The organism is Blautia sp. XA-2221, assembly GCF_028767025.1.
In the GTDB taxonomy this organism is placed as follows: Bacteria; Bacillota; Clostridia; order Lachnospirales; family Lachnospiraceae; genus Blautia_A.
The window spans coordinates 153670-165590 of record NZ_JAJQXX010000004.1 but is presented as its reverse complement, the minus strand read 5'-3'; the positions used below and the strand labels follow the sequence as shown (position 1 = coordinate 165590).

Below are 11921 nucleotides of genomic sequence, written 5' to 3'. Positions count from 1 at the left end.
GATTGTGAGAAAGATTGGAATATTAAATTCAGAAATAGTGAAAGAAATTTCAGCAATTGGGCATACTCAGTTTCTTATTATTGGAGATGCTGGATTACCTATTCCTAAAGGTATAAAAGTAATTGATTTAGCTTTGAAATCAGGTATTCCATCATTTCTGGAGACCCTGGAAGCAGTATTAGATGAAATGGTGGTAGAAAACTATTATTTAGCAGATGAGATTAAGAGCAAAAATTTTGCTTTACATGACAAAGTAAAAAAAATAGCAGAAAATTTACCACATGCCTATATCTCTCATGAAGAATTAAAGAAAATGTCAGAACAGGCACAGGTGATTATTCGAACCGGAGAAACATCTCCTTATGCGAATATTGTCCTTGTTGCAGGTGTAAATTTTTAATATTGTGGTAGATAGGAGAATGAGTTATGGGGTTATCACAGACAAGTGCTGTACTAGTACTGTTATTCGTAACTTTTTTATGGGGATCATGGTTTCAGGCTGTTAAGCATACAGGAGACTATCCAATATATGTGTTTTTAAATTGGATGTATTTATTTTCCATTGTGATTGTATGGGGCGCAATCTTTATATTTGAAGATAAAATGATTCCTGATGGTGTTTTTCATGAGATTGGCTCTGATTTAGGTCGTGCAGCAATTGTGTTCATATGTGGAGCTGTCTATGCAATTGGAATGCAGGTTCAATTATCAGCAGTAAGTAGAGTTGGATTAATATTATCCAGTTCAATAACCTCCACTTGTTCTATATTAAGTGGTGTGATTGTATCAGCAGTTCTTGGCGGAGTTCCGGAGGGTGCATCAATTATCATGATCATGATGTCAGCTGTATTGTTAATTGGAGGAACGATTGTTTGCCAGGTATCTGGTACTATGAGAGACAGAGATATAAGTCAAGAAAAAAACATATCAGGCCAGGTGAAAGCTAAAAAGAAAGATATTGTATTATTAATATTCGCATCAGGTATTTTACAACCTTTCTTTTCTGTTGCTTCTTCAATTGGTCTTAGAACAGAATTGAGACCAAATGGTTTTTCTTCTTTTACATGTATGGGAATTCTTTGCATAGGAGCTTTTTTGGGGACTACTATTTTTTCAGGAATTATGATAACAAAGAATAAGATGTGGGACAAAGTGATTCACCCAAATGTAAAAATGTGGCTTATTGTGGCAATGGCTGTTATATCTGCGTTTTGTCATTTTGGAGGAAATCTTCTGAATGCTGTAGCTGCACCTGTTGTAAGCGTAGTAATTGCTACGGGAATTGGTTATTCATTTGGCATTTGGTCATATCTTTGGGGGATTGTATATGGCGAATTTGCTGGAGCAAAAAGAAAAACATTAGGTGTACTTGTATGTGGACTGGGATTTTTTATTGCCGGAATTGTTATATTAACTTTAAATATTACATAACAAAATTTTAAATAATATGGGAAGGAGGTTAAAACTGGGGGTATAGTGTAATGAAATTTTGTTTTATGTAACCGATAAACACGAGAAAATTAATTAAAGGAGAAGGTAAATATGAAGAAAAAAGTTTTAGGTATTTTGGGATTAGCAGCTTTAACAATTACATCAATGCTCGCACCAGTAAACAGTGTGTATGCAAAAGAATCGGAAGATCATTTAAAAGTAGGATTAAGCTTTGCAACATTAAATTTTCCATATTTTGTAAGGATGTATGATTCATTTATAGAAGAAGCTGAAAAAAATAATTGGGAAGTTTCTTTTGTAGATGGAAATCTTGATGCGGCAACTCAGTTAAATGGTATTCAGGACTTGATAAACGATGATGTAGACGTAATGGTAGTATCCACATGGTTTATGGATGCAATGGAAGATGTTCTTAGTCAGTGTAAAGAAAAGGATATTCCAGTATTTGTAATAGGAAATACGGATTACCCAGATAATATAAATGAGCTTATTACCTATGCCTGTGGTACAGAACATTATGATGCTGGTCATATAGGCGGAACATATATGTCCAAGTATATTAAAGATCAGGGAAAAGATTCTGTAAAAATGGCAACGATGGTTGGTTCTACAGAGCAAATGAAAGCCAGAGCGCAGGGATTTGTTGATGCAATGGAAGAACATGGAATTTCTGTTGAAGTTTTGAATGAATATGATGTAACAACAAGAGAAGAAGCAATGGCAAGTGGTGAAGATGCGCTTACAACTTATCCAGATATTGAATTAATTTATGGAGTGAGTGCTCAGGGAGCACTTGGTGCTTATGATGCAACAGTTGGTGCAAACAGAACAGAGGTTATGGTATTCGGCTATGATGGAGAAGATGAGGAACTGGAGGTTATTGATGGCGATAATAATTATGTAGGTACAGTAACCCAGGCTCCTGATGTAGAAGCAGTTACTACAGTAGAATATATTAATAAATACTTAGCAGGAGAAGAATTTGATAAAGTAGTTCCAATTTCTGCCGGAGTATATTGTGATGAAGGTCAGTTGTCGGCAGAAGAAGTAGAGGAGGCTGCAAAATAAAATCTGCATTTTGTGATGCAGAAAGGTGGGTTTTATGGGATCAACGACAAAAACTATATTAGAGTTAAAAAAGATAAATAAGGCATTTCCGGGTGTAAAAGCATTAACGGATGTGGATCTGATGTTAAATAAAGGTGAAGTATTGGCGCTTGTGGGGGAAAATGGTGCTGGAAAATCCACCTTAATGAAAATACTGTCTGGTGCATATAAAAAAGACAGCGGTTCTATTATTTTTGATGGAAATGAGGTGGAAATACAGTCTCCTATCCATTCGGAAGAACTGGGAATTGCTATCATATATCAGGAATTAAATCTTATTCAAAGAATAACTGTAGCAGAAAATATCTTTTTAGGAAGATATCCCAAACAAAATGGAGTTATACAGTGGAATCAAATGTATGAAGATTCCCAAAAGCTGATTAATGAATTGGGCATCCATATTGATGTACATAAGATGTTGAGAGAACTTAGCTTGGCAGAACAGCAGCTGATAGAAATTGTAAAAGCAGTTAGTATAAATGCAAAGGTTGTGATTATGGATGAACCGACATCCTCTTTATCTCAAAATGAAACCGAAATTCTTTTTGAAATAATCCGAAAATTAAAAGACAAAGGAACTGCTATCATTTTCATAACACATAGACTAGATGAAATATATGCTGTTTGTGATCGTATGACTATCTTACGAGATGGATGTTATATTGGATCAAAAGCAGTAAAAGATGTCACTAAAAATGAAATGATAGAAATGATGATTGGACGAAAGCTTACAAATCAGTACCCTGAAAGAGATACTCACATAGGGGAAACTGTACTAGAAGTAAAAAACCTTTCTGATGGAGGATTAAGAGTAAAGAATGTGTCCTTTCAGGCTCATGCTGGTGAAGTGTTAGGATTTGCCGGTTTGGTGGGAGCTGGACGAACAGAAACAATGAGAATGATTTTTGGTGCAGATAAGAGAGTTTCTGGTGAGATATTTATCCGGGGAAGAGAAGTGGATATTTGTAGTCCTAGAGATGCGATACGAAATGGAATTGGATTTGTAACAGAAAACAGGAAAGAAGAGGGATTGTTTCTACGGTCATCAATAAAAGTTAATACAGTAATGGTTGCATTGAAGAAAATATTGAAAGCAGGTTTGTATTTTGATTTTAAAAAAGAAAAAGCCTATGCAGAGGAATATGTAAAAAAACTTCATACAGCAACTTCTTCTGTAAATAAAAGAGTAATGTTTCTTAGTGGAGGAAATCAACAAAAAGTAGTTTTGGCAAAGTGGCTGCTTTCCGATGCAGATATTATTATTCTTGATGAACCGACTCGAGGAATTGATGTAGGAGCAAAAAGAGAAATTTATGAGATTATCAATGAACTTGTAGCAGAGCAAAAGGTTGTAATAGTGGTATCTTCAGACATGGAGGAAGTTATTGGAATCTGTGATCGGATTATTGTTATGCACGAGGGTGTAATCTCAGGAGAAGTTTCGAAAGAGAACTTTACACAAAGTACAATAGGACAACTTTCTGTAGGAGGCTGAGGATGAGTAAGACAAATAAAAATATCAAGGAAAAGCTTGGAACAATTGCTAATGGAATGGGAGCATGGCTAATCATCTTGGTTTTGATTGTAGTAATGTCTTTGATTAACGATAAGTTCCTGACTGTAAACAATTTTATAAACGTATTTAGACAGGTGTGTGTAGTTGGCATTTGTGCATTAGGCGTTTCGTTTGTTGTTTTAGGCGGCGAAATTGATCTTAGTAGTGGAATGAGTGCTACTTTTGCCGGATGTAATGCAGCATTGTTAATTACAAAATGTAATATGCCAGTATGGTTAGCCATTTTGATTGCAATTGCGATTGGATCACTGGTAGGAATGGCATCAGGATTTATTGTTACATATTGGAAAATTCCCTCTTTTATTGGAACATTAGGTATGCAGTACATTGTACAGGGATTTGTTCTGATTACAACAAATAGTATGCCTGTTACAGGTTTGCCAGATGAATTCCTTTATCTTGGCAGAGGCTATATTGCAAATGTAATCCCGGTTCCAGTTGTAATTATGCTTATTTTCTTTATCATTGGTGCATTTTTATTAAAATATACACCATTTGGAAGATCCGTAATTGCTGTTGGTGAAAATCCAGAGGCTGCAGCTCTCTCAGGATTGAAAGTAAAACTGACAAAGATGTTGATGTTTACATTGGGTGGCTTTTGTGCAGCATGTGCAGGAATTGTAATGACAGCTCGTTTGTCTTCTGGGCAGCCGAGTTCGGGAAGTGACCTTTCTCTTCAGGCTCTGGCAGCGGTATATATTGGTGGAACTTTCAATGGAAGTATGTTTAACACCTTAGCAGGAGCACTTGTATGGGGATTTATCAATAATAGTTTAAATCTTTTGGGAGTAAGTGCTTATTGGCAGAAGGTCGTACTTGGTGGAATTATTATTTTAGCAGTTTTATTAGATACAATTAGAGCTAAAGTATCTGTAAAAAAATAATGAAAAACAACAGGAGGTATTTTAAATGAAAGTAAATGGTGTTTACGTAAAAGACTATATGAAACTGGATGTTTTACAGCATGAAATTCCGGATGAACCAGGACCAAATGAAGTATTAGTAAAAACAATGTCATGTGGCGTATGCTGTTGGGACTCTTGGTTGTATAGAGGTGTTAATGCACCAGGACCATATCCATATGTTATTGGACATGAAGGTGCTGGTATTATTGAAAAAGTTGGATCTGAAGTAAAAAATTTGAAACCAGGAGATAAAGTATTTGCGGCATATGGTGGAAGCGATATGATGAGCGAGTATTTTATAAATCGTAAAGATGGAGTAATCAAGCTTCCTGATGATGTTACTGACTGGGCTTCTGTTATCTATGAACCGGCTTGCTGCGTAATCAACGTTGTGAATACTTTGGATATTCAATTAGGAGACCATGTGGTTTTGGTTGGAGCTGGTTATATGGGACTGCAGACTTTACAGGTTTTAACTAAGGGAAGTCAGGCAGGTAGAATCACTGTATTTGAATTAAGAGAAGATCGTCGAAAAATGGCACAAGAATTACATCCGACAGAAGTTTTAGATCCTGACAGTGAAGATGGAAAGAGAGTTATTAAAGAAATTCAAAATGCTGGTGGTGCAGATGTGGTAATTGATTTTGGTGCATCAGCTTCTGGATTTGAGCTGGCAGATTCTTTAACAAAACAGGCAGGAAAATTAGGAATTGCTACGTTCCATAGAGGTGATGTTACATTTAATGGAACAAAATGGCATCTCGGAGGATTAAAAGTGTATAATCTTTCTCCATTCTGTAATGCACATTATCCAGAACTTCTTCCTAAAGCGTATGAAATGATTGAAAAACGAGTATTGGCACCGGAAGAATATGTTACACACACTGCATACTATAAAGACCTTGATGCTATGGAAGAACTTTTCCAGAGAGCGTGTGATAAAAAAGATAATTACATGAAAGGTGTCGTTTTATTTACGAAAGGCTGAAGAATATGAGTGGGAAATTTCCAACAACAAAGATAGGTAATATTGAATTACCACGGCTAATCATAGGATGTAACTGGGTGTCTGGCTGGAGTCATAGAACTCCGGCGAAGGATAATATGATTTTGGATACACATAGCAATCCTAAAAGTGTATCACAAATTTTTAATACATTTCTTGAAAAAGACATTAATGCGGTTTTAGGGCTATTCGGAATTGACAATGATCTAATTGATGCGGTTCATATGTCGGAGGAGACAACAGGAAAGAAAATGACTGTCTTAGACACTGTTGTAATTAATGTTGATGATAATTCGGCAGCGCGTAAAGAAGCAGAACAGGTAATTAAGGAAAGTGCTAAAAGAGGCGCTAAAATTTGTTTACCAATTCATTCATGTGTAGAACAGCTTATTAACAAAAATAAAGGAACCATTGATCGTTTACCGGATTATTTGTATATGATTAGAGAAAATGGAATGATCCCAGGATTGTCGGCGCACATGCCAGAAGTTATTCAGTATGCGGATGAAAATGAATATGATGTAGAAACATATATACAAATTTTCAACTGTATGGGATTTCTGATGCAGGTGGAAATAGAAAGCGTCGCGAAGATTATACATAGTGCAAAAAAGCCAGTTCTTACAATAAAACCATGTGCAGCGGGTAGAACTACACCATATGTAGGACTTAACTTTACCTATAATACCATACGAGAACAGGATATGGTATGTATTGGATGTTTTACCCCAGAAGAAGCAGTTGAAGATATTGAATATGCAAGAGCAGCAATAGAAAGAAGACTGCCTCAAATTGGAGCAAGGCAAAGTCCTTTTAATACCAGTGTGGTAAAAGGTATAATGGATTAATAGGCAAAAAGAGGCGGTGGAATTTCAGATAAAAATTCTGCTGTCTCTTTATTATATTTCGCAAATGGAGGAGAAAGACGCATGAAAGTGTTAAATTTTGGATCTTTGAATGTAGATTACGTATATTCTGTAGATCACATTATTGTTGGTGGAGAAACACAATTATCTGAAAAAATGGAAGCTTTTTGTGGCGGAAAGGGTCTAAATCAATCGGTAGCATTAGCTAGAGCTGGCATAGAAGTATATCATGCAGGAATCACTGGGAATGATGGAGGTATGCTGATAGACGCTTGTAAAGAGAATAAAATTCATACACCTTATTTAAAAAACTTGCCGGTAAAAGGCGGACATACTATTATTCAAGTAGATAAACATGCACAGAATAGTATTATTCTTTATGGTGGAACAAATCAGATGCTGACAGTAGAATTCATTGACTCTGTGTTAAATGATTTTAAATCTGGTGATTATCTGGTTTTACAAAATGAAGTAAATCTTTTAGATTATATCATTGATGCAGCTTATGAAAAAAACATGAAGATAATTTTAAATCCAGCACCATACAATGATAATATTAATAAATGTAATCTGAAAAAAGTTGATATTCTTATATTGAATGAAATAGAGGGTTATCAATGTACTGGAGAAAAAGAACCGGAAAAAATTATAAATAGATTAAATCAAAAGTATCCTGATACAGAAATTATTTTGACACTAGGTGTAGAAGGCGCAATTTATTCAAATGGAAAAGAGCGTGTATTTCAAAGTGCATTTCAGACAGACGCACAGGATACAACAGCAGCTGGTGACACGTTTACTGGGTACTTTCTTGCTGCAATTATACGAGGATATTGTAAAGAGGATGCAATGCGTATTGCGGCAAAGGCTTCGTCCATAGCAGTTTCTCGAGCAGGAGCAATCCCTTCTATACCATATTTTGATGAAGTAATAAATTTATTATAAAAAGAAAAACAGGTGACTTATATAAAGGACCGCAGATGGCTTTTTGAATGAATATACATAATAATATTATTTCGATGCTTTGTGGAAAAGGAAATAAATTTAGGAGAGATCTTTATGGGAAAAACACTGTATTTAGAATGCTATTCGGGGATTAGTGGCGATATGACAGTTGCTGCATTAATTGATTTAGGTGTTGATATAAATCTGCTAAAAAAAACATTAGACAGTTTGAACATCGATGGATATGAGATAAAGGTTTCGCGTGTAAAAAAATCTGGATTGGATGTTTGTGATTTTTCTGTGATATTAGATAAAAAATATGAGAATCATGATCATAATATAGAATATCTTCACGCTCATAAAGCAATAGATATTAACTCCGATACGCATAGAAAAAAACATGAGATATATGGAGAGCATGAACATAGAGGGATAGTAGAAATTAGAAATATAATTCTTAGCTCATCTATGACAGATAATGCAAAAAAAATAGCTCTTCACATTTTTGAATTGCTGGCGGAAGCGGAGGCCTGTGCACATGGGATTGAAAAAGAAGAGGTTCATTTTCATGAGGTAGGCGCTGTTGATTCTATTATAGATATTGCGGCAACTGCTATATGTTTAGATCTTTTAGATATCACAGAGGTGATTATACCACAGTTATATGAGGGAACAGGAACTGTTTATTGTCAGCATGGAGAAATTCCAATACCTGTACCAGCAGTTGTTAGTCTTATTCAGAAGAAACAAATTAAATTAAAAATTACGGATATTAAGGGCGAATTAGTGACACCAACAGGAGCGGCAATTGTCGCTGCAATACAGACATCAAATATGCTTCCAGAAAAATTTACGATTGTAAAAACTGGAGTAGGAGCAGGAAAACGTGCATATGAATGTGTTGGAGTCTTAAGAGCAATGTGGATTGTTCCTGAAATTAAATTAAAAAATAATATATGGAAATTGGAGACAAATATAGATGATAGTACGGGGGAAGAACTTGGAAATATAATGAATCATCTTTTTAATGCAGGAGCAAAAGACGTATATTATACACCTGTATTTATGAAAAAGAATAGACCGGCATGGCTGCTTTCTATAATATGTAAAGAAGAAAAAATTCCAGAGATGGAAGAGATTATTTTCAGACAGACAACGACAATTGGCATTCGGAAAAATTATATGGAGAGTTCGATATTAAAAAGTGAAATACAAAATGTTGTATTGCAGGATAGATTACTGAAAGTTAAAATATGTACATTGCCGGATGGAAGTAAAAAATGTTATCCAGAATATGAAAGCGTTGTTTGTTTTGCCGAAGAAAATCATATGGGCTATAGGGAGGCATGGGAGAAAATAAAAATGAAATGGACTGAGAAATTTTTATTATGAAAAGAAAAGTAATATAGACCGAAAATTAGTCATATGGAATAGCATAACAGGCCTTTGAATTGATGGGAAACTATCGGTTTGAGGGCTTTTTTAGTGTATGATTTTAAAAATCAAAATGCAGCCTGGTTTTTGAAAAAGACGGTGAAATATTATAGGTTTTATATTAAAATAGACTTATATAATACACAGGAGGAAACGACTATGCCATGTACCACAATTTTAATTGGAAAAAACGCAACTTATGACGGCTCCACGATTGTTGCGAGAAATGAAGATTCTCCGTCAGGGGAGTTCTGTGCCAAAAGACTGGAGGTTATGAAGCCGGAAGATCAGCCGAGACTTTATAAATCTGTGCTTTCTCATGTGGAGATCCCTCTTCCTGAAACTCCGTTCCAGTATACATACCTTCCAAACAGTGATACTGTGGAGGGAATCTGGGGCGCTTACGGTGTCAACGAAAAAAATGTTTCCATGACAGCAACAGAAACTCTTACAACCAATGCCAGAGTGGCCGGCGGGGATCCACTGGTACGCTACAAGAAATCCGAGGGCAACGAGCCGGAAATCGTGGGAGGTATCGGAGAGGAGGATATGGTGACAATTACTCTTCCCTATATTTCTTCTGCAAGAGAGGGAGTAGAACGTCTGGGAATGCTTCTGGAAACCTATGGAACTTATGAGATGAACGGAATTGCATTTCAGGATGAAAATGAGATCTGGTGGCTGGAAACAATCGGAGGACATAACTGGATCGCAAAAAAAGTTCCTGATAATGAATATGTGGTTATGCCTAACCAGTTTGGAATTGACAGTTTTGATCTGGATGATGCTTACGGTAAAAAAGAAAACCATATGTGTTCCTTCAGCCTGAAAAAACTGATCCAGGAGAATCATCTGGACGTGCGTATGGATCCCGAGGAAGAGTTTAATCCCAGAACAGCCTTTGGTTCTCATGAGGATGCAGACCATGTTTATAATACTCCCCGTGCATGGGTGATGCTTCGGTATTTTAATCCCAGAACCTTTGACTGGGACGGACCGGATGCAGAATACAGACCGGAGGATGACGATCTTCCCTGGTCTCTTATTCCGGAAAAAAAGATCACACTGGAAGAGGTAAAATGGATACTTTCTAATTATTATCAGGGAACTCCTTATGATGTTTACGGAAAGGACACCGGAGCAGGCAGGTACAGACCTATCGGTATCAGCAGGAATAATGCTCTTGGACTTGTTCAGATCCGTCCTTATATGCCGGAGGACCTGAAGGTGCTGCAGTGGGTTGCACTGGGTTCCAATGTGTTTAATGCCATGATTCCTCTTTATCCTGGAGTGGATAAAATGCCGGAGTATCTTTCAAAGGCTTATGTGAAGCCGACAACAGAGAATTTTTACTGGGCAAACCGTATTATCGCGGCTCTGGCTGACCCGCATTTTTATGAGAATCAGTCAAATATTGAGCGTTATCAGCTTTCATCAGACCGTAAGGTATATGAAATGATCCGAAAATTTGATCAGGAATTTCTGGAAAAAGAGCCAGAGGATAAAAAGGCATTTTTTGAAGCGGCAAATCAGGAAATTTCTGATTTTATCCAGGAAAAAACAACAGAGCTTCTGGATAAGGTTCTGTTTACTTCAAGCTGTCTGATGAGAAACGGATTTTCCAGAAGTGATGCATAAGCAGAAAGGATATTTATCCTTCCCGACTGTCCAAGATCAGTTCACAGGAAATATCCGTGAATTCTCCGGAGAGAATCTGGTTCAGCCGATTGGTTGCTTCATGAAGTTGGCATACATTCAGGCTGTCAGAATTTATCCGAAAATAAATAGCAACCCATAGCTGTCTTCCTGTACGGGCAATATCGTAAAAAACAGGATGAAAGGAAAAATCTTTCAGGATACCGGAAGAAAGCTCCTTAATTCTGCCAACTGTTTTTTTGTCAGGTGAAAAAAGGAAAAGCTCTCGAAAAGTTTCCATAAGCATTTTGATGCTTTCCGGAATCATAAGTATCATAATAAAAATAGCGACTAACTGGTCAAAATATGGAGCCAAAAAATCAAAAGGAGTATTTTTTAACTGAGTTGCAATAAAAAAAGCACCCGACATACCAATACTGTATGCTACATCAATTTTCCAGCCCAGGATCTCTGCTTTTACGGTAGGAGAGGAAACATTGCGGCTCATGAATTTCATGATCAGAAAAATACCCAGACTGACAAGTCCGACCATGAACTGAAACAGGGAAACCTGTCCTTTGTTAATATTATTTCCGCCAGAAAGAAGGCTTTCAATAACATCAGCAAGAACACTGACTGTTACAGAAGTCAGCATTATATTTTTGACAAGGATAAAAAAGGATTCTACCTGAAAGAAACCATAGGGTCTTTTTTCAGAAACCGGTTTATGGAATAATGGTGTCAAAAACAGGATCAGTACAATAAAGATTAGTTCAGATGCATCATAAAGTGCATCCATAAGAGTAGACTGGGAATGACTGTATACAGCATAGACCAGTTCGGCGGCTACAAAGAACAGTCCACTGATAAATGACAGAAGCAGGATCCTTTTTTCAAGAATTTCTTTTGAGTTTTTGGCAGGTTCAGATGTCATGATTACTCCTTTCAGACAATTCGCATAAAAAATGTATGTGTATAATGAAAGGTATTATATA

11 protein-coding genes are annotated in these 11921 nt (G+C 36.4%); 10 read left to right on the top strand and 1 reads right to left on the bottom strand.

The annotated features are described in order from the left end of the window. The first annotated feature begins 4 nt into the window (after positions 1-4). The 10 genes from rbsD to LU279_RS05215 all read left to right on the top strand — a co-directional run bounded on the left by rbsD (position 5) and on the right by LU279_RS05215 (position 10929). Positions 5-400, top strand: a complete 396-nt coding sequence (gene rbsD / locus LU279_RS05260; protein WP_274421497.1) for a D-ribose pyranase — start codon at positions 5-7, stop codon at positions 398-400. A gap of 26 nt (positions 401-426) precedes the next feature. Then, positions 427-1431 (top strand): hypothetical protein, encoded by a 1005-nt coding sequence (locus LU279_RS05255; protein WP_274421496.1) that lies wholly within the window; start codon positions 427-429, stop codon positions 1429-1431. Between the two features lie 111 nt (positions 1432-1542). Next, on the top strand, positions 1543-2520 hold the full coding sequence (locus LU279_RS05250; RefSeq protein WP_274421495.1) for a substrate-binding domain-containing protein: 978 nt from the start codon (positions 1543-1545) through the stop codon (positions 2518-2520). Between the two features lie 34 nt (positions 2521-2554). Beyond that, a complete protein-coding gene (locus LU279_RS05245) occupies positions 2555-4054 on the top strand; it encodes a sugar ABC transporter ATP-binding protein (RefSeq protein WP_274421494.1) in 1500 nt (499 codons plus the stop codon). A gap of 2 nt (positions 4055-4056) precedes the next feature. Further along, a complete protein-coding gene (locus LU279_RS05240; RefSeq protein WP_274421493.1) occupies positions 4057-5019 on the top strand; it encodes an ABC transporter permease in 963 nt (320 codons plus the stop codon). A gap of 25 nt (positions 5020-5044) precedes the next feature. Next, complete coding sequence (locus LU279_RS05235; protein WP_274421492.1) at positions 5045-6028, top strand: zinc-dependent alcohol dehydrogenase; 984 nt, start codon at positions 5045-5047, stop codon at positions 6026-6028. A gap of 5 nt (positions 6029-6033) precedes the next feature. Beyond that, complete coding sequence (locus LU279_RS05230) at positions 6034-6894, top strand: hypothetical protein (RefSeq protein ID WP_274421491.1); 861 nt, start codon at positions 6034-6036, stop codon at positions 6892-6894. A gap of 81 nt (positions 6895-6975) precedes the next feature. Continuing rightward, positions 6976-7857 (top strand): ribokinase, encoded by an 882-nt coding sequence (locus LU279_RS05225; protein WP_274421490.1) that lies wholly within the window; start codon positions 6976-6978, stop codon positions 7855-7857. A gap of 114 nt (positions 7858-7971) precedes the next feature. Continuing rightward, complete coding sequence (gene larC / locus LU279_RS05220) at positions 7972-9249, top strand: nickel pincer cofactor biosynthesis protein LarC (protein WP_274421489.1); 1278 nt, start codon at positions 7972-7974, stop codon at positions 9247-9249. A gap of 201 nt (positions 9250-9450) precedes the next feature. Then, positions 9451-10929, top strand: coding sequence for a C69 family dipeptidase (locus tag LU279_RS05215; protein ID WP_274421487.1), 1479 nt, complete (start codon positions 9451-9453; stop codon positions 10927-10929). 13 nt (positions 10930-10942) lie between these two features. On the opposite strand, the gene LU279_RS05210 is transcribed toward LU279_RS05215, so the two are convergent. Next, positions 10943-11860, bottom strand: a complete 918-nt coding sequence (locus LU279_RS05210; RefSeq protein ID WP_022067217.1) for a cation transporter — start codon at positions 11858-11860, stop codon at positions 10943-10945. Positions 11861-11921: the final 61 nt, after the last annotated feature.

Excerpts from the sequence above, each read along its gene's own strand:
- LU279_RS05215 (WP_274421487.1), top strand. The coding sequence starts at position 9,451 with ATGCCATGTACCACAATTTTAATTGGAAAAAACGCAACTTATGACGGC.
- LU279_RS05210 (WP_022067217.1), bottom strand. The coding sequence starts at position 11,860 with ATGACATCTGAACCTGCCAAAAACTCAAAAGAAATTCTTGAAAAAAGG.
- LU279_RS05250 (WP_274421495.1), top strand. The coding sequence starts at position 1,543 with ATGAAGAAAAAAGTTTTAGGTATTTTGGGATTAGCAGCTTTAACAATT.
- LU279_RS05240 (WP_274421493.1), top strand. The coding sequence starts at position 4,057 with ATGAGTAAGACAAATAAAAATATCAAGGAAAAGCTTGGAACAATTGCT.
- LU279_RS05230 (WP_274421491.1), top strand. The coding sequence starts at position 6,034 with ATGAGTGGGAAATTTCCAACAACAAAGATAGGTAATATTGAATTACCA.
- LU279_RS05245 (WP_274421494.1), top strand. The coding sequence starts at position 2,555 with ATGGGATCAACGACAAAAACTATATTAGAGTTAAAAAAGATAAATAAG.
- LU279_RS05235 (WP_274421492.1), top strand. The coding sequence starts at position 5,045 with ATGAAAGTAAATGGTGTTTACGTAAAAGACTATATGAAACTGGATGTT.
- LU279_RS05225 (WP_274421490.1), top strand. The coding sequence starts at position 6,976 with ATGAAAGTGTTAAATTTTGGATCTTTGAATGTAGATTACGTATATTCT.
- LU279_RS05255 (WP_274421496.1), top strand. The coding sequence starts at position 427 with ATGGGGTTATCACAGACAAGTGCTGTACTAGTACTGTTATTCGTAACT.
- larC (WP_274421489.1), top strand. The coding sequence starts at position 7,972 with ATGGGAAAAACACTGTATTTAGAATGCTATTCGGGGATTAGTGGCGAT.